Below are 18,089 nucleotides of genomic sequence, written 5' to 3'. Positions count from 1 at the left end.
AGTCTATGGCTACTGATAAATCACGAGAATATTGGCGAGAACGTGCAAATGAAATCATTGACGAAGAAACTAAAAGTGATTATGAGATCATTACAGAAATTAAACGTATTGTGAATGAAATGAATGATGATATCGAAAAAGAAATATTAAAATTTTACACTAAGTATGCTAATGCAGAAGGTATCACATTAAAAGAAGCTAAAAAGAAAATTGACGCATTTGATGTTCAAGAATTCAAAGCTAAAGCAAAACGATATGTGAATGAAAGAGATTTTAGCGATCAGGCAAATAAAGAATTAAAGCAATACAATACAGCAATGTATGTATCACGAGAAAAGCTGTTGAAAATGCAATTAGGATTAATCGTTACATATGCTTATGCAAGGCTAGAGAGCCAAATGTATAACTATATGGAATCATCATACTATCGTAGTTTGCAACAACAAGCTGGAATATTAGGTGGAACATTACAAGTTAGTTTAACTGATGTTAAGGCTATCATATTAGCACCGTTCCACAACTCAAAATGGAGTACAAGGCATTGGAAAGATATGAGGGTAGTACGCAAGCATGTACAACGTACTGCAAGTCATGTATTACTGCGCGGACGACATCCTAATGAGTTTGTAAAAGATATGCGTAAAGATACAGGTAATACAACGTATGAAATCAAACGGTTGTTGCTTACTGAAACTGCTCGTGTACAAACATTGGCTACTAAGCAACATATGTTAGAGAATAACGGTGAAGATGCAGAATATGAATATGTTGCAAAGATGGATAGCAAAACAACACCTACTTGTCGTAGTTTAAACGGTAAAACATTTAAAGTTAAAGATATGACACCAGGTGTTAATGCACCACCTATGCACCCATTTTGTCGTAGTGCCGTTGTTCCACATTTAGGGGATTGGCGCACAGAATTCTTTGAACGAGTTAAAGGGAAATATAATTTGGACAACCTTTAAGGAGGTGTTTGATTGGAAGATAAATATTTAAAAGATATAGCACAATCACTTAAAGGTATACACCAAGAATTAAAGAAACAGAACGAACCAAATCCAGTCGCTAAATCAGATAAGAAGAAAGCAGACAAATTCGATCCTAAAAACTTTATTTAGAAGGTGATTTCATGAAAAGTCTTAACGTGAAAATGGTGGTCCACCTATCTCGTTGGTAACATACGTTAGTTACTTGTCCTAAGCACGACGCTAAAAGGCTAACCAAAACAAAAACTGAACGGGGTTACTCGTTAATATATATCAAACATAACTTAACGCACTGTATGGGGCTTAATTGCACTGTATGGGGCGTTTTTATTATGCGCGAATATTTAAACGGTTAACACTGTACGGGAGGATATAAACAATGGATAAAAATGAATTTTTAAAACTTAACTTACAACATTTTGCAAACAGTGAAGGTAGCGAAGGCGAAACGGATAATAACAATAATAATAATGAGCCGGGAAACGATGACGACCCTAACGATAAAAATGATGAAAGCAAAACAGGTTATTCTCAATCAGAACTTGATAGCGCGATTGGTAAGGCAGTAGATAAGGCGCTATCTAAAAAAGAAAAGCAACATCAAAAACAATTAGAAGATGCTAAAGAGGAAGCACGTAAAGAAGCAGAAAGCTATGCGAAATTAACTGAAAAAGAGAAGCGAGATAAAGAACTCGAAAAACGTGAGAATCAGTTAAAAGAGCGTGAACGTGAATTAAATTTACGCCATCTTAAATCAGATGTTGAAGCAGATCTAAAAGATAACAACCTACCTACTTCTTTTGCAGACACTTTAATTCTTATTGAGGACAACGACAAGATTAAAGAATCTATTCAATCCATTAAAAAAGATTTTGATGCAGCAGTAAAAGAACAAGTTAAAGAAGCTACAAGACAAACAACACCAAGTAATAAAAGTTCAAACTTTGCCACACATAAAAATGGTGATGGCAAGTCATTAATTGACATAGCAAACGAAAAACGTATTACACAATAAACGGAGGTTACAAATTATGGCAAACACTAAACCGCAAGAATTTAATCCAGATAATGTTTTAATGCACGAACACAAAGAAGGCGAATTATTAAACGATTTTAACGAACCAATTTTATTAGATATTTTAGAGAATTCTAAAATCATGCAATTAGGACAAATTCAAGATATGGGTGGTAAATCAGAGAAAAAATTCACTTACTGGGCTGATAGACCTGGTGCTTACTGGGTAGGAGAAGGTCAAAAAATCCAAACATCTAAACCTAGTATCGTTGAGGCTTCAATGCGTTCACACAAATTAGGTGTAATCGTAGTTGCTTCTCGTGAGTATTTGAATTACACATATGCTCGATTCTTCGAAGCTATGAAACCACAAATCGCTGAACAGTTTTATAAAAAATTCGATGAAGCCGGCATTTTAGGTGTTGATAATCCATTTGCACAATCTATATCTGATTCTGCTACTAAAAGCGATAATGTAGTTACTGGTCCAATTAATTTAGAAAATGTATTGGCTTTAGAAGATGCTTTATTAGAACATGATGTAGAAGCTAACGGCTTTATTTCTAAAACACAAAATAGAACTGCTTTACGTGGTGTTGTCGATGAAGATACTAAAGAACGTTACTACGATAGAGCAAACAACACTTTAGATTCTATCCCAGTTGTTGATCTAAAAAGTGATGGAATTAAAAAAGGTGATTTGTATGCGGGTGACTTTAACAAGTTATTCTATGGCATCCCTTATAATCTTTCTTATAAAATTTCAGAAGAAGGTCAATTATCAACTGTAACTAATGCTGATGGTTCACCAGTGAATCTATTCGAACAAGAATTAATTGCATTACGTGTAACTATGGATGTTGCATTCCATGTGGCACAAGATGAAGCGTTCGCTAAATTAGAAGCCGGTTCAGGTGAAACTGTTTAATAAGGAGGGTGTTCAATGGATTATTCATACAAAGTAATTCGTGAATTCACTGATAAAGATAGTGGCAAGAAATATGTGGTTAATGAAGATCATCCTACTGATATTTCAGACAAACGAATTAAAACACTTTTGTTCAAAGATAATGAGTACAATCAACAATACATTGCTATTGTACCAAGTGGCGACGCAACAAAAGCAGATTTAATTGAAATAGCCAAGAAACACAATATCGAAGTATCAGAAAAGGACACTAAAGCGGATATTCTTAAAGTATTGGAGGGATAATATGGTCGAAGCGTTAGAAAACGTAAAAGAATCATTATCAATCCAAGACACTAAGCAAGATAAGATATTAAATAGAATAATTGAGAGAACTGAAAGTAGATTGAGTGTTTTATTGCCAATAGGTGTTAATTCAGTGCCTTCTGAATTAAATTATATTGTTGAAGAAGTTTCAATCAAACGATATAACCGTATAGGTGCAGAAGGTATGACATCCGAAAGTGTTGATGGACGTTCTAATACTTTTCAAGCAAATGATTTCGATGAATATATGGAAGATATAGCGCGATTCTACCCTACCGATTCAAGTAATCGCAAAGGTAGGGGTGTTTTTTATTGAGATATGATAACCGAGTAATATTTGCTATTGAAAAAGAAAAGGTCTACAACCCTAAAACGAGTAAAACAGAACAATCTATGGAGGTTCTCGAACCGATTCCATGTAACTTTAGTCCTTTGTCATCACAACGAACTGCATTAGAGTATGGCGATGTTAAAAAGCGTATGAATGTTATTCGATTGAATGGTAATTATAATTACCCAGTAACTCATGCGTATATTGATAATAAGAAATATCTTATTGTTAAACCAATATATTATCGTCACGATACAGTTTTCTATGTTGAGGAAGTGAAGTAATGGCAGGATCAATAAATGATTTAATTAGAGCATTCGAACGTATGGAAGATGATATTGATGATGACGTTGATGAAGTGTTACACAATAACGCGATAGAATTCAATGCTGAAACTGTGAAAAGTGCTAAGTCAGTGATGAACAAAGGTTATTGGACTGGTAACTTAGCCCGTATGATAGAAGATGCTAAAACAGGTCATTTAGAATATGAAATTAAATCAAAAGCGCATTATTCTGGTTTTCTTGAATATGGCACTAGATACATGGAACCAGAAACATTTATGTTTCCAGTTTATCAGGAATTTACTAAAAAAGTACGTGCTGATTTACAAATGCTGATGGATAGTTAGGGAGGCATGTGATGAAACAATCCGCAAAATTAGAATTGTTTAACTATCTATTTGAAAAGTTACAAAGTTTAGGTGTACCCGTTATAACTACTAAAGAGTTAGAGCTAGATTTGAATTATCCTTTTATCGCTATACAGAATGTGAGTGATAGTGTTGATCGTTTAACTTTTGATAGTTTTGGAGGACATCCAACGGTAACAGTTCATGTATGGGGATTAGATGAAGATAAAGGCAAACACGATGCGCTATATATGAATGTTCAAGACATTCTAATGGACGACATCCAATTGCCTAACTATTTCTTATACTATCCTCAATTCAATGTGAATGAATTAACTGAAATAGATAGCAACCAAGCATTACTACACACAATTATAAATGTTGAATATGAATCTCATTAAGCAGGTCGTATATAGCGGCTTGCTTTTTTTAATACAAAAAAATTAATGGAGGGTTTAACCTATGCCAATCAAACAAGGTACTGATGAGTTAGTCTTAGTTCGTAAATTAGGATTAGCAAAAGCAGCAGACAAAGTAATGTATGCTACTGAAATTGAAAGAGAAACAGAACGCGACACAGACACAGAAGCAACTATGGACGGTTCAGTTCAATCAAAAGGTACAACTGAATCAACAGTTACTTTAACTACTTACATGTTACAAAATGATACGTTAACAGACGATATTGAAGATGCTACAGAAGATGGCACTGCATATGAAATGTGGATCATTAACAAATATGTAAAAAATAGTGAAGGCAAATACAAAGCAGAATATCGTCAAGGTTACTTCAACTCAATCACTCGTACTAACGAAGCTGATAGTGTTGCAGAGTTTGAAGTTGAATATGGTGTTTATCTAAGAAAAGTTAGAGGATTTGCTACGTTACCAGCGGAAATTGAGAAAAACAAAGCTCAATACGGTTTCACAGATACATTGGAATCTACACCAGCTACAGACGGCTTAGCAGAACAAGATATTCCACAACCAACAGAAGGCGAAACAGTATAAGAAATGACGAGGGTGAAATACCCTCGTTTTTATTTTGACTAAATATAAATAAGCGAGGTTTTTATAAATGGAAATTAAATTTAACGGTAAAGATTTAGAATTATCATTCGGATTAGGTTTTTTAAATGATATTGATAGAGATTTAGGTTTTGAAGCTGAACAAATGAGTATTGGTGAAGGTTTAAACATGTTAGTTCCTAAGTTATCTAATGGTAATGTAGTAGCTTTAGCAAAAATTATTAAAGCAGCAACTGCACATCATAAGAAACATCCTAAAACTAACGAAGAATTAGAGCCAATTCTTGAAGGTATTGCAGAAAATGAAGGCATTCAAGCATTTTGTGAAGATGTCATCAAGGAGCTGGGAAAGAAACCTTTAACCCAAAACCTAGTACCGGACGAGTACAAGGAAGCGAAGAAAAAAGAGAAATAAATGAAGAACCTATGACATTCGATAGGATCGTAGTTATCTGTATGAGTGAGTTAAATATTTATGATTTAAATTACATTGAGATGATGACATTAAGAGAATTTAACTATCGGATGTATGCGTTAGAATACGAAAGACTTAAAGAAGATATGAACATGTATAAGTTAGCGTTTGCCATACGTGATGCACAAGCCGAAGAAAAGAAACCTGGCGGCAAAAAAGGTGAAGCACAGTATAGATTTAGGGGTGCTAATGACATTATTGATTATGAAACTAATATTAAGCGTCTTAATCGTGGTGAACAAGTTAAATATGGTAGTGAATCACAAAAAGAAGAAAGCAAACCTTCATATGACTTACTACAACAAATTGCTAACTTAAATAAATAAGAATTGGAGGTGGATGAATGGCAGAGTATACTATAAGTTCAAAAATAGAGGCTGATACTTCCAAGTTCAAAAGGCAAATAGAAGCTGCTAAAAGAGCTGCACAAAAATTTAAACCGGCAATAGATGCAATCAAGAACAATAAAATTGATGCAGATTCTAGTGGCGTTACTAAAGCAGTAGAAAGTGCTAAGAAATCAGTTGAATCATTTGAAAAAATGGATAAAGAAGCTGATTTAGATGTTGATATTTCCGGATTAAAAGCACATGTGGATCAAGCTAAAGCATATATTCAATCCTTTGATAATTACAGAGGGAATGCTGAATTAGATGCTAATGTAACTAATGCGATGATTAATGTTAAAAAGTTAAAAGCATATATAGATAAAATCGATAGTTCAGATAGTGATATTGAAATAGACGCTAATATTACTAAAGCGATGACTAATATCAGATCATTAGAATCTAGTTTAGATAGTATTGATGGTAGTGTTTACAGTGCTTCATTGGATGCAGATGCTACTCGTGCTAGATCAAGTATTGCAGCAGCTAAAGCATCGTTAAATGATTTTGCTAAGCAACGTGCTAAGGCTAAAGTGGAAGTTGAAAGTTCGGCAGCTATTGGACGAATTGCAGCTTTTAAAGCAATGCTCAAATCCATACCTAACAGACACCGAACACGACTTGATGTGGATGGTAATGGGGCTATAGCAGCTATACGAGCAGTAAAAGCAGGATTCGATAAATTTGATAGTAATATTGATGCTTTAGCAACTAAAATACGTTCTTTCGGAACTGTATTCAGCAATGTAATAAAAGGTTCGATCTTATCTAACATTACCTTATTAGTACCCGCTATCGCTTCGCTTGTACCAGCTTTAATGGCAGTGCTTAATGCTGTAGGTGTAGTTGGTGGTGGCGCTTTAGGATTAGCGAATGCTTTTGCTATTGCAGGCGCTGGTGTTGTTGGATTTGGTTTAATGGCAAAAAGTGCGTTATCAATGGTTCAAAATGGCACATTACAAGTAACAAAAGAAGTACAGAATTATCAAAGTGCAGTTGAAGGTCTTAAAAGTGCATGGGAAGGCGTTGTAAGAAGTAACCAAGCACAAATATTTAATACTTTAGCCAATGGTGCGAAGATTGCACAAGTTGCTTTAAAAGGTTTAACACCGTTCTTAACTGGTGTAGCTAAAGGAATGGAACAAGCAAGTGCTAAGGTGCTTGATTGGGCTAAAAATTCACAAGTAGCAACGAAATTCTTCGAAATGATGGGTACTACTGGCGTTAGAATATTTAATAATATGCTAAAAGCTGCTGGTGGATTTGGTAGTGGATTAATAAGTGTTTTAACTCAATTAGCGCCATTAACTGAATGGGTATCTAAAGGTTTTGCTAAAATGGGGCAATCATTTAACAAATGGGCGCAAAGTGTAGCTGGACAAAATGCTATTAAAGCATTCACTGAATACGTTAAAACTAATCTACCGGTTATAGGTCAAATCTTTTCAAGTACATTTAAAGGTATTTTCAATTTAATGAAGGCTTTTGCACCAAATTCACAACTCGTTTTCAAATCATTAGCTACTATGGCAGCACAATTTGAACAATGGAGCGCAAAAATTGCAGAATCAGATGGATTTAAAAAATTCATTGAATATGTACAAGAAAACGGACCGAAATTAATAGGCTTAATTGGTAATATCATTAGAGTAATTATTGCAATGGCTGTAGGTATGGCACCACTAGCATCTGTAGTGTTAAGTGTAGCGAAGGCAATCACAGGCTTTATAGCTAGCTTAGCAGAAGCAAACCCAGTTATAGGTGCAATATTAGGTTTAATCGCTACTTTAGCAGGGGTATTCATGGCACTTACACCCGCAATAATTTTTGTTGTAGACGTCATAGTACCATTAATTAGTGCTTTAGGCGGTTTGAGTGGAATCGCTGGAATTGTTAGTGGCGCTATAGAAGGAATTGGTGTTGCATTCAGCGCACTACTAGGTCCTATAGGAATAGTGATCGGGGTTATTCTAGCAGTAATCGGCGTTTTAGTATATCTATACAAGACAAACGAACAAGTTAGAAATTTCCTTACCGATGCCTGGAACGGTTTGGTATCATCTATTAGTAGTGCTGTTCAAAGTGTGATTGGTTGGTTCCAACAATTAGCATCGCAAACACAATCTACATTACAACCAATTATGCCAGTATTAAAACAAATCGGCGACTTTATGAGTAAAGTTTTCGGTCAAGTTGTTATGCAAGTAATTGCACAAGTAATAGTTGCATGGCAGACATTGTGGGCTGCAATTCAAATAGCAGCATCGATTATTGGTGGTGCAGTATCTTTAATCGTAAACACAATCGTTAGCTTATTTACCGCAGTAATTCAATTTTTATCTGGTGATTTCAGTGGTGCGTGGGAAACATTGAAAAATATGATTTCTACAAACTTACAAATAATCTGGCAAACAATCCTTAATATTTGGAACATAATTCTTCAATATTTAAGTAATGTGCTAAACACAATACTCGGCGTATTCGGCACAAGTTGGCAGCAAATTTGGAACACAGTTAGCACATACGCCCAGCAAATATGGACTGTAATTACTACTATTTTCGGTATGATTGGCTCATTTTTATCTACAATTTGGGCTGGAATCGTTTCAGTTGCGACTACTTATTGGACTATGCTTGTTACCGTTGCATCAACAATTTGGCAGATGGTCGTTACTGTGATAACGACAATTGTTTCAACTTTAGGTACGATTTTATCGGCAATTTGGACGGGAATCGTTACTGTAGCAACAACGATTTGGACGACATTAGTTACTGTGGCAACAACGATTTGGACGACATTAGTTACTGTAATCACTACAATTGTTCAAACGATTGTTACATTAGTAAGTGCCGGTTGGAATTTATTGTTGAGTGTAACATCTACAATCATGGGTGCGATCAGTAGTATTATATCGTCAATTTGGAACGTAATTTCTTCAATTATTTCAACTGTTACAAGTCTAGTCGTAGCCATAGTTACCGGAAATTGGTCGGCTGTTCAAAGTATTACACAATCTGTTATGTCCGCTATTCTAGGATTAATTACAGGCGTTTGGAATTCAATCGTTAGCACGATTTCTGGTGCAGTATCAAACGCGGTTAGTATGGTCGTGAATGGTTGGAATAATATGCTTAGTGCAGTCGGTTCTGCTATGAGTGGAATTGTAAGTTCTGTAGTTTCGGGAATGAGTAATGTGGTTAGCAATGTGACTTCTGGGGTTTCTAATGCAGTCAACGCTGCTAGAAGTTTCATAGGTAGCTTTACACAAGCTGGTGTTGACATGATACAAGGTATTATTAATGGTATCGGTCAAATGGCAGGTAACTTAATGGAGGCAGCAAGAGGCGTAGCAATGAAAGCCTTAAATGCTGCAAAAAGTGCATTAGGTATACATTCGCCATCCAGAGAGTTTAAAGACGTTGGTTACTACACTATGGCTGGTATGCGTATAGGTTTAGAAAAAGAAGGTCGTAACGTAATTACTGATGTAGCTGGCATTGCTAAATCAATGACTAATAACTTTAATCCAAATCTAAATGCGCCAGACATACAAGGTAGTTTAAATAAAGCTAGTAAATCATTAAATCATCAAATTCAACATAACCACACAGTAGAAACGAAACCTTCTCAACGTGTTGTACGCATTGAAATGGACGTAAACAATGAAGTGTTAGCTGCAACAGTGAATAGTGTTAATGCTGATAATAGTGGCGCATATTCATTCTAAGGAGGTTGTAAATGGATATTGAAATAACTAAAAAAGATGGTACCGTATTTCAATTGTCTGATTACGGTATTGTCGTTAAAGATGTAATTATTGAAAGTATAGAAATAGACGACGAGTATCAAAATAAAGATAATGCACATGGACGTTTACTATTATCAAGCCAGTACCGTAAAAGAAAAATTACGGTTCCGGCTTTTTTTACTGTTACTAAATTGAATGATGTAGCAGCTTATAGAGATGCGTTGTATAACTTAGTAACAGATACGGATAGTGTTTATCTAAGAGAACGACGCAGAAAGAATTTTCAAAACTACCCATTTATACAACCTACAAAAGATGATTACCAAGAATTTAATTATTATAACGAACCTATATATCCTAATAATGCAAGTAATTATGAAGTGTATGTTTCAGGAAAAAGATATGAAGTGAAATGTACAGGGGTTATAACACCGCAACAAGAAGGTAATAAGGTTACGTTTGATATTGAGTTTGAAACAGATGAATTACCTTTTGCAGAAAGTATTGGCTCAAGTTTAGATTTAGAAACAGATAAAAATAAAAGTTTGTGGAGCTACGACATGGGCGTTCCGTTTGACATCAATGATCCTAGACGGAAATATATATTTGAAAATACAAATGGTAATAGTGTTAATTATTTTGGAACCGTACCTAATAATCAATTCAACTTATACAAAAAAGTGACGATTATATTAGGGGAAGATTCAAAACTTTTCCAATGGAACTTAACACATTCAGAAGTAATGATAATCGAAGGTGTTAATCTTAAAAAAGGTGATAAAATCGTTTATGATGGTATTCAAACATTTAGAAACGGTGTTCCTATTAATAACGAAACAAATTTAGCGCAACCCGAATTTAAAAATGGTTGGAATGATTTTGAGTTTAATCAAGTTGTTAAATCAGTACAATTTGATATGAAATTTTATTATAAGTAGGTGGATCAATGCCAATATTAGTTAAACCTATCAGAGGTAGGGGTATTCCAGTTCACGTAGGCACGACATTAACTGAACGTTTGAATTCAGATAGTGTTTTGAAATTTGAAATGCTAGAAGATGAAAACAATAACGATGTTATTAGATCGATTAAAAAACGTTGGACTGTTAGAAATATAGAAGGATCCAATGACAAAAAAGAATATGTGGTTGTTAGAATCGATAGAGAAAGTAAAGGTAAAAAGCAATTTATTACTGTTACTGCTCGTGTTAAGCCTATGGAAGTAATGAGGGGCAAAAGAGTTCATAGTAATATTTCTGGTAGTTTTACAGCAGAAAGATTCTTTCATGATATCTTGAGAGATACAAATATTGATTATGAACTTACTCACAAAGTATCTTCATCAATATTTGAAAATGCTGGAGAAGGTCAAAGTGTAGAAGAATTGTTTAATAAAGGACTAGAGCATTATGGCCTCGAATATGATATCGAATATGACAAGAAAAAAAGACGTTATAAATTTATATTAACGCCATTTTTAGAGAAGAAAGCAAAATATTATATATCGAATGATATTAATGCAAATAGCATTAAATTAGAAGAAGATTCTGCTGATTATTGTAACTATATTGTAGGTTATGGTGACTTTACTGATGAACAAGGCTTTGAAAAAGCTGGTTTAATCATGAAAGTTAAAAGTCCAGATTATGATGATGAAGGTAGAATTGAAGCAGAACCTTATATGAATGGGAAAATCAAAGATGAAGATTTAATGAAGCGTGAATTAGAATCTAGGTTAAGCCAATCCTTAAAACAATCACTTACATTAGATTTTATAACTTTAAAAAAACATTTTCCTAGTGCAATAGCAAAAGTAGCCGATATCGTACCGGTAAGACATACAATCATTGGTATCACCGGTGAGCAACGTATTGTAGAAGTTGTAACTAAACGCGATCATAAGAACAGAATATACAAGCAAGATGTTGTGTTAGGTGAATTTAACCGAATGCAACGCTATATGAAGCGTATGAATGATGCTATGAGTGTTGTGGGTGGCTTAGGTGGCAGAAACTTTATTTCTAACTACAAAAACACTGAAATAAAAGCGAAAGCTGTAGTGGAATCAACACAAAAAATGATGGATGCAGCAGAAGCCTTAAATGCAGATGGCAATGGTTTCACTGCACAAGATGGCGATGATATAGTTGCTTTAGATAGAAGTGCCTTAATTAAAGTTAGTAGTGATGGCGGCCAAACGTACCAAAATGTCATCACATCAAAAGGGTTAGATAAAAGCACATTACCTATTGCAACATCAACATCATCTGGCCTTTTAGCATCAACAGACAAAAGTAAAATAGATAATTTAGAAACTAACAGTAAAGGTTTAGTTATCGAAGGTAAGGACAACCAAAAATATAATCTTGTTGTTGAAGATGGCAAGTTAGGAATTGAGGTGGCAAATTAATGAGAAAAACCATTTTAACAGATTTAAGTAACTTATTTGATTCAAGATATGTTACTGAAAACGAATTGAATTACAAAACAATACGAGATATGTTGTTTGCTTTAGAAGAAGAACAATATAATCATGCTACCAAAAATGGACTTACTCACACTGCTGAACAAGTCTTATTTAAATTGCAGACAGGTCCTAAAACATCTGTACAAAAAGAATTAACATATCAAAGCCAAAGGGTTAAGAATCTAGTATTAGGTAATTTGGGGAACGGTCAACAAGAAGTGCGCGATAGTCGTACAAGTTTAAATGGATTCAGACATCCATTATTATCTGAAAGATTACGTCACGACTTTTTAAACATAGATAATAAAATAGAAAACGAATTGAATGTTGCGGATTCAAACGATTATCTATGGACGCCACCATTTATACCTAGTACAGAATCTGGTGTGAATGAAACGCCTTCAAATAATAATCCTACGGAAAACTTAAAAGTGTTTTATGATAAATTTGTAGACGATGATTATTGTACTAAGTCATATATTGGTAAAGATCAATCAGGCGAATACAATGTATATAGTTACAAATTCGAGCCTAAACATTACACTAAAACGGTTGTAGTAACTTCATGTATTCATGGGAACGAATACAGTGCTTTCTATGCGATGGCACGTTTTATGGATTTAATCGTTAATAAATGGCAAGAACATTCACAGTTAGCTTATTTAAGAAAAAATGTACGTTTAATATTAGTTCCAATTGTTAATCCCTGGGGCTTTGCTAACAACGAACGTGAAAATGTGAATAACGTCGATTTAAACAGAAACTTTGATTATATGTGGTCGTCTGGTACAAGTAGCGCCGGTGGAGGATCTAAAGGAACAGCAGCATTTTCAGAAGCAGAAAGTAAGAATATGCGTAAGTTCTTTCAAGGTTTAAGTAATGTGACTGGACATGTTGATTGTCACAATATCACAAGCCAAGTAAGTGATTATTGTTTATTCTACCCACGTTTTTCAAATCAACAAAATAATATCATGACTGAAATGATGCACGAAATGCAAGACTATGGGGATTATGTCACATGGGGTTCAAGTACATTAAGTTCGTTTAGTAACTGGGTAGGCATTAACCAAGAAATTAGTTCATTCCTACCAGAAATCTATGAAGGACGCGCTGGGAAACCACGTTCTTCTGGCGAAATGTGGCGTTCAGTTTATTTCATAGGAAATATTGTTATGAAACTAGCATCTGCTACAACTAGCAAGCATGGTAGAACGGCACTAGAGCCAATTGCGAAGTCGTTTGTTTATAGTAGTAGATTTAATAGTAAAGGCATCAAACCTTTCTCATTGATAGCTAAAACAGGCTATCAACGTATGCTGATGACACAACAACGTTTCAAAGTTACAGGAAACGGATTTGTAGAGTTGAATGGTTCGATTACTATTGATGTTGATAGAGATACAACGATAGGTATTAATCCTGGTGTTGTACAAAACTACAATCCATTCTTTGGTAATGGTAAAACTCGTAGACGACAACTTTATAAAATTGAGCATAAGGTAACTAAAGGAACGCACACAATTCCGATTAATGCTATTGCGGGTGTTCAGTATTCAACGACTGCACCACCTACAGTTAAAAGAACAAATGAAGTAATGGCAGTGGTAGATGTAATGCGTACAGAAGGTGTGGCACATGTAACAAATATGATTTTAAATATTAAATTTACACCAAGCCACAGCCATAACGCAGTTCAAATATTCAATTCAACATCATTAGGAAACCAAAAAGAAGAAACATTCACACAAATTTATCCGAACAAACCGGCACCTTATGATATTAGAAATGACATTAAAATTAAAAAATAAGGAGGTTCTATGATGGACGGTATGCAAAAAGTAGCAAAACTTATCGTAAAAGATGAACCTTATTTAAAACCAATATCCGATCAAGGTATTGGTTTTTATAATATGGATGAAAATACAGGTGTTTTGCAATTCCAAGTAAAGCGTGAGGATTATCCATTATCAATAAGTTCAACAAACACAAATATTTATGGTTACTTCATTGCTGATAACGGTAGCACTACAGGAAAAGTAGACGTTGAATATGTAGATCCAATTAACGGTATCATTAGAATTATTTTAGATAACAATTTTCTTAAAGCATCTACTGATAATTGGGTAACAGGGCAACTATATATTAAAGCAATTGGTAAGGCAGACACCGTAGTTTTAAACGAATTCAGATTTAGAGTTAAAGATGCACTGATTAATCAAATTGATGGAGATATTAAGATTTCATACATTCGTGAAGTAGATGATTTGATTGATAATTTCAAAGAAAAAATGAAAAGTGCAATGGAAACTTTAACGACTATCGAAGATGTTAAAGAAGAATTTCGTGATTATGCAGAAGCTCAAATGACAACATTAAAGCAACAGATTGATGATATGACTGTTGATTTAAAAGATTTAACATCACGTACGCAAGTTGAAATTACTGATAAAGTGAATGACATCGATCAAAAAGTACAAGATACGTTAAAAGAGCTTGAAGAAGGCACTGCCAATGTAATTACCGAAGATGAATTAATTGCTAAGTTAGCAGATTATACGACAAATGAACAATTTGTGAACATTACTAATAACAAAGCCGATAAATCAGAAATACCTACAGATATAACTACACAAGATGAATTCAACGTATTGTTAGAACAAAAGGTTACAGAAAAAGTTAACGAAGTATTATCAAGTAAGTACAGCTTAACTGATGACAGCGGATATGTTTCACGTATAGATAATTTAGATATGGAATCTATGACTGGAATTACTACAAGTGGTTGGTTCTATATTTATCAGCCGATTAATTCGCCAGATGAAGATAGTCAAAATGGGTATATGCAAGTTATTGCAAGAAGTTCAACGTATATCAAAGTGTTGTTTATGCCTTTTAACCGACACGTTATTTACTCACGCAACAAAATGGGTAGCACAACTGGTTGGGGTCAATGGCGCGAAATCACAAATGGTTTAACAATACCTAGTAAGAGTGATGAAGAAGAAGATTTTGAAGAATTAGAAAATTTTGAACCAGACGATAGCGAAACAATACCTAGTAATAGTGATGAAGAAGAATCTTCTGAAGAAGTAGAAAATTCTCAACCAGACGATAACGAAACATTATAAAGGGGCGTAAATAATGGCTGACACTTATAAATCAATGACGGAACTTATTCGCAAACATGATAAAACAAGTGATTATATGTTTGAAGTGGGTTATAGAAATTCAGACACACTAATAACTGCAATTCATGGTGGAGGTATTGAGGCGGGTACGACAGAACTCGCTTTACTAACATCTGAACTATCTAATTCAAATTATTTTAGCTTTAAAGGTTTAAAAGCATCTGGTAACACCCAACTACATGTAACATCTACAAATTACGACAACCCGTTGTTACTAACGCTCAATCAAAACGCTGATAAAACTATTGCGATACATGGTTATTCAGGTACAGAAAAAAACACGTTTGTTGGAGGCAATGATAAACAGTTAGTTACATTAATTACACAATATTTAAAAGAAAAAGGGTTTTGCGTTGAAATAGCACCTACTCGAATTAGTGCATCTAAAGAAACTAATATTACAAATAAAAATAAACGTGGTGTAGGTGTTCAACTAGAATTATCTACTTCACTACGAAAAGCTTTATTCGAAGGCAGTGATTTCAGTAAAAAGAATAGAGAAAGCAGAAACAACTGGAGTGAATCAATGTACGAATACGCTAATGCGATTTGCAAGGCACTCCAAGATGTTAAATAAAACAAAGGTCGACTCATTTATGGGTCGGCTTTTTATTTCGCAAGGAATGAGGTGCATATATGGGCTTACCAACTTCTGGGAAACCAAGAGCTAGTGACGTTGTAGACTGGGCTAAATGGCTTGCAGCAGGTCATAGGAGAATTGATGTAGATGGTAGATTTGGGAATCAGTGTTGGGATCTTCCGAACTATTTGTTTAATAGATATTGGGGATTCAGAACATGGGGTAATGCTAATGCAATGGCAAGACGTGATAATTACCCTAGTAGGTCATTTAAAATATATAAAAATACTGCCAGTTTTATTCCACGTCCAGGAGATATAGCTGTATGGACTGGAGGACAATTCGGGCATACCGCTATAGTCATTGGACCAAGTACCAAATCTTATTTTTATAGTGTTGATCAAAACTGGATTAATTCGAGCGCTTATAGTGGGTCGCCTTCTGCAAAAATTAAACATGGCTACAATGAATTAGGCCAAATGTACTTTGTACGTCCGCCCTATAAAGCAGAGAAGAAAACTAAAACTAACCCTAGCGGATCTAGTAAATCACCTAAACCAACTGAAAAAGAAGATAAAGAGCCAACTACAAAAAAAGTATGGAAAACCGTTAAAGAAATCACTGTTTCAAGTAGTGATTTTGAACCAACCTATCCTTCATATATTTATCATTTTATAGTTACAGGCGATCGGATGGCAGGGCAACCTAAGGGTATAACTGTTAAGAATGCTAATACAATGAGTTCGGTCGAAGATTTATATAACGACAGAAAAAAATATATGAGTGATAGAGAATATCCACATTTCTTTATTGATAGAAACCATATATGGATGCCTAGACGTATTATATTTGATGTTCCTAGTGATCCTGGCAATATTGTAATTGAAGTGTGTGAAGATTTCAGTGCGAGTAAAAATGATTTTATATTAAATGAGATTCACGCCATAATTTTAGGTGTTAGAAGAATGAAAGAATATAAAATACCTATAAAACGTTCGAGAATCAAAATAGACCCGCAAATTTGGCGTTCTTTGTACGAACATGCTAGTTGGGATATGGTTGTTAATGGTATGCCTAAATCTTCTGCATATAACACCCTACAAAAGGCTTTAATCGGATTATATAACAAGCGCAACGAACTTCTTAGTTCAATAGCTAAAAGTTCTGTTAAAACATCTAAAATTAAAGTTGAGGTTAAGAATAAAAACAACGGTAACATTAATTCTTCAACTGCTAAATCAAGTAGTTCTTCAAGTTCAAGTTCAAGCAAAGCAACAAGAACACCTAAAACAACGGTTGTTCATAGTAAATATTCGTTTAATTCGGCGGTTAATATTCAGATGAGAACGAATCCACAAATTAACTACGGCAACGGTTGGTATAGCGCATCAAGAGGTGCTACATTAAAAGCTATGAATTCACTGGAGATATGGAACAGTTCAAGACAGAAATATCAAATGTTAAATTTAGGCAAGTATCAAGGTATTTCAGTTTCTAAATTGAATGATATATTACGAGGGAAAGGTACATTGTCGGGTCAAGGTAAAGCAGTAGCCTATGCGTGTAAGAAATACAATTTAAACGAAATTTATTTGATTGCGCACGCTTTCTTAGAAAGTGGATATGGAACTTCAAATTATGCGAGTGGACGTTATGGTATGTATAACTACTTCGGTATTGGCGCATTTGATGCTAACCCTAATAATGCTATAGCATTTGCCAAAAACAGAGGTTGGACTACACCGTCTAAAGGTATCATTGGTGGGGCTAAGTTTGTAAGACAAGATTATATATCTAAAGGACAGCAGACGCTTTACCGTATGCGTTGGAATCCTACACATCCAGGTACACATCAATATGCAACTGATGTACGTTGGGCGCAACATCAAGCTAGTACAATGTATGATTTATATAGAAAAATAGGGTTGAGAGGTCTGTACTTCTTGAGAGATAGATATAGATAATAAATCGGGGTTGATCGCTGCCAGTGGTTAACCCTATTTTAATGGAAG

19 protein-coding genes are annotated in these 18,089 nt (G+C 34.5%); all 19 read left to right on the top strand.

Going from position 1 to position 18,089, the window contains the following annotated elements; translation table 11 throughout:
• Nucleotides 1–5: 5 nt before the first annotated feature.
• The 19 genes from M1D64_RS08600 to M1D64_RS08510 all read left to right on the top strand — a co-directional run bounded on the left by M1D64_RS08600 (nucleotide 6) and on the right by M1D64_RS08510 (nucleotide 18,041).
• Nucleotides 6–968 (top strand): minor capsid protein, encoded by a 963-nt coding sequence (locus M1D64_RS08600; protein ID WP_480977452.1) that lies wholly within the window; start codon nucleotides 6–8, stop codon nucleotides 966–968.
• A 12-nt stretch (nucleotides 969–980) separates the two neighbouring features.
• Complete coding sequence (locus M1D64_RS08595; RefSeq protein WP_174605020.1) at nucleotides 981–1,121, top strand: hypothetical protein; 141 nt, start codon at nucleotides 981–983, stop codon at nucleotides 1,119–1,121.
• A gap of 247 nt (nucleotides 1,122–1,368) precedes the next feature.
• On the top strand, nucleotides 1,369–2,004 hold the full coding sequence (locus M1D64_RS08590) for a capsid assembly scaffolding protein Gp46 family protein (RefSeq protein ID WP_480977451.1): 636 nt from the start codon (nucleotides 1,369–1,371) through the stop codon (nucleotides 2,002–2,004).
• Between the two features lie 16 nt (nucleotides 2,005–2,020).
• Nucleotides 2,021–2,932, top strand: a complete 912-nt coding sequence (locus M1D64_RS08585) for a phage major capsid protein (protein WP_174605019.1) — start codon at nucleotides 2,021–2,023, stop codon at nucleotides 2,930–2,932.
• 15 nt (nucleotides 2,933–2,947) lie between these two features.
• Nucleotides 2,948–3,217: a hypothetical protein gene (locus M1D64_RS08580; protein WP_145461879.1), complete on the top strand. Its 270-nt coding sequence runs from the start codon at nucleotides 2,948–2,950 to the stop codon at nucleotides 3,215–3,217.
• Nucleotide 3,218: 1 nt separating this feature from the next.
• Nucleotides 3,219–3,554 (top strand): phage head-tail connector protein, encoded by a 336-nt coding sequence (locus tag M1D64_RS08575; protein WP_145461878.1) that lies wholly within the window; start codon nucleotides 3,219–3,221, stop codon nucleotides 3,552–3,554.
• Entirely contained in the window at nucleotides 3,551–3,853 is a 303-nt protein-coding gene (locus M1D64_RS08570; protein WP_186311669.1) for a hypothetical protein, read from the top strand. The genes M1D64_RS08575 and M1D64_RS08570 overlap by 4 nt, the downstream gene beginning before the upstream one ends.
• A complete protein-coding gene (locus M1D64_RS08565) occupies nucleotides 3,853–4,200 on the top strand; it encodes an HK97-gp10 family putative phage morphogenesis protein (RefSeq protein ID WP_129334830.1) in 348 nt (115 codons plus the stop codon). The genes M1D64_RS08570 and M1D64_RS08565 overlap by 1 nt, the downstream gene beginning before the upstream one ends.
• Nucleotides 4,201–4,211: 11 nt before the next feature.
• A complete protein-coding gene (locus tag M1D64_RS08560; protein WP_129334831.1) occupies nucleotides 4,212–4,601 on the top strand; it encodes a hypothetical protein in 390 nt (129 codons plus the stop codon).
• A gap of 61 nt (nucleotides 4,602–4,662) precedes the next feature.
• Nucleotides 4,663–5,211, top strand: a complete 549-nt coding sequence (locus tag M1D64_RS08555) for a phage major tail protein, TP901-1 family (protein ID WP_480977450.1) — start codon at nucleotides 4,663–4,665, stop codon at nucleotides 5,209–5,211.
• Between the two features lie 67 nt (nucleotides 5,212–5,278).
• A complete protein-coding gene (locus M1D64_RS08550; RefSeq protein WP_129334833.1) occupies nucleotides 5,279–5,644 on the top strand; it encodes a tail assembly chaperone in 366 nt (121 codons plus the stop codon).
• A 41-nt stretch (nucleotides 5,645–5,685) separates the two neighbouring features.
• A complete protein-coding gene (locus M1D64_RS08545; protein ID WP_145461884.1) occupies nucleotides 5,686–6,030 on the top strand; it encodes a hypothetical protein in 345 nt (114 codons plus the stop codon).
• A gap of 17 nt (nucleotides 6,031–6,047) precedes the next feature.
• Entirely contained in the window at nucleotides 6,048–9,818 is a 3,771-nt protein-coding gene (locus M1D64_RS08540) for a phage tail protein (RefSeq protein ID WP_480977449.1), read from the top strand.
• Nucleotides 9,819–9,829: 11 nt separating this feature from the next.
• Entirely contained in the window at nucleotides 9,830–10,777 is a 948-nt protein-coding gene (locus M1D64_RS08535) for a phage tail domain-containing protein (RefSeq protein ID WP_480977448.1), read from the top strand.
• A gap of 8 nt (nucleotides 10,778–10,785) precedes the next feature.
• Nucleotides 10,786–12,249 (top strand): tail tube TT1 domain-containing protein, encoded by a 1,464-nt coding sequence (locus M1D64_RS08530; protein WP_480977447.1) that lies wholly within the window; start codon nucleotides 10,786–10,788, stop codon nucleotides 12,247–12,249.
• A complete protein-coding gene (locus M1D64_RS08525) occupies nucleotides 12,249–14,117 on the top strand; it encodes a M14 family metallopeptidase (RefSeq protein WP_174605011.1) in 1,869 nt (622 codons plus the stop codon). The genes M1D64_RS08530 and M1D64_RS08525 overlap by 1 nt, the downstream gene beginning before the upstream one ends.
• Nucleotides 14,118–14,129: 12 nt before the next feature.
• On the top strand, nucleotides 14,130–15,437 hold the full coding sequence (locus M1D64_RS08520; protein WP_480977446.1) for a BppU family phage baseplate upper protein: 1,308 nt from the start codon (nucleotides 14,130–14,132) through the stop codon (nucleotides 15,435–15,437).
• Between the two features lie 13 nt (nucleotides 15,438–15,450).
• Complete coding sequence (locus M1D64_RS08515; protein WP_480977445.1) at nucleotides 15,451–16,074, top strand: poly-gamma-glutamate hydrolase family protein; 624 nt, start codon at nucleotides 15,451–15,453, stop codon at nucleotides 16,072–16,074.
• 59 nt (nucleotides 16,075–16,133) lie between these two features.
• Nucleotides 16,134–18,041 (top strand): glucosaminidase domain-containing protein, encoded by a 1,908-nt coding sequence (locus M1D64_RS08510; RefSeq protein ID WP_480977444.1) that lies wholly within the window; start codon nucleotides 16,134–16,136, stop codon nucleotides 18,039–18,041.
• Nucleotides 18,042–18,089: the final 48 nt, after the last annotated feature.

The sequence above is a fragment of the Staphylococcus sp. Z5-21 genome, from assembly GCF_056529615.1.
This window is presented reverse-complemented; position numbering and strand designations above follow the sequence as displayed.

Bases quoted from the DNA above. Each gene is read 5' to 3' on its own strand.
- M1D64_RS08600 (WP_480977452.1), top strand. From the start codon at position 6: ATGGCTACTGATAAATCACGAGAATATTGGCGAGAACGTGCAAATGAA.
- M1D64_RS08590 (WP_480977451.1), top strand. From the start codon at position 1,369: ATGGATAAAAATGAATTTTTAAAACTTAACTTACAACATTTTGCAAAC.
- M1D64_RS08585 (WP_174605019.1), top strand. From the start codon at position 2,021: ATGGCAAACACTAAACCGCAAGAATTTAATCCAGATAATGTTTTAATG.
- M1D64_RS08580 (WP_145461879.1), top strand. From the start codon at position 2,948: ATGGATTATTCATACAAAGTAATTCGTGAATTCACTGATAAAGATAGT.
- M1D64_RS08575 (WP_145461878.1), top strand. From the start codon at position 3,219: ATGGTCGAAGCGTTAGAAAACGTAAAAGAATCATTATCAATCCAAGAC.
- M1D64_RS08565 (WP_129334830.1), top strand. From the start codon at position 3,853: ATGGCAGGATCAATAAATGATTTAATTAGAGCATTCGAACGTATGGAA.
- M1D64_RS08560 (WP_129334831.1), top strand. From the start codon at position 4,212: ATGAAACAATCCGCAAAATTAGAATTGTTTAACTATCTATTTGAAAAG.
- M1D64_RS08555 (WP_480977450.1), top strand. From the start codon at position 4,663: ATGCCAATCAAACAAGGTACTGATGAGTTAGTCTTAGTTCGTAAATTA.
- M1D64_RS08550 (WP_129334833.1), top strand. From the start codon at position 5,279: ATGGAAATTAAATTTAACGGTAAAGATTTAGAATTATCATTCGGATTA.
- M1D64_RS08545 (WP_145461884.1), top strand. From the start codon at position 5,686: ATGAGTGAGTTAAATATTTATGATTTAAATTACATTGAGATGATGACA.
- M1D64_RS08540 (WP_480977449.1), top strand. From the start codon at position 6,048: ATGGCAGAGTATACTATAAGTTCAAAAATAGAGGCTGATACTTCCAAG.
- M1D64_RS08535 (WP_480977448.1), top strand. From the start codon at position 9,830: ATGGATATTGAAATAACTAAAAAAGATGGTACCGTATTTCAATTGTCT.
- M1D64_RS08530 (WP_480977447.1), top strand. From the start codon at position 10,786: ATGCCAATATTAGTTAAACCTATCAGAGGTAGGGGTATTCCAGTTCAC.
- M1D64_RS08525 (WP_174605011.1), top strand. From the start codon at position 12,249: ATGAGAAAAACCATTTTAACAGATTTAAGTAACTTATTTGATTCAAGA.
- M1D64_RS08520 (WP_480977446.1), top strand. From the start codon at position 14,130: ATGGACGGTATGCAAAAAGTAGCAAAACTTATCGTAAAAGATGAACCT.
- M1D64_RS08515 (WP_480977445.1), top strand. From the start codon at position 15,451: ATGGCTGACACTTATAAATCAATGACGGAACTTATTCGCAAACATGAT.
- M1D64_RS08510 (WP_480977444.1), top strand. From the start codon at position 16,134: ATGGGCTTACCAACTTCTGGGAAACCAAGAGCTAGTGACGTTGTAGAC.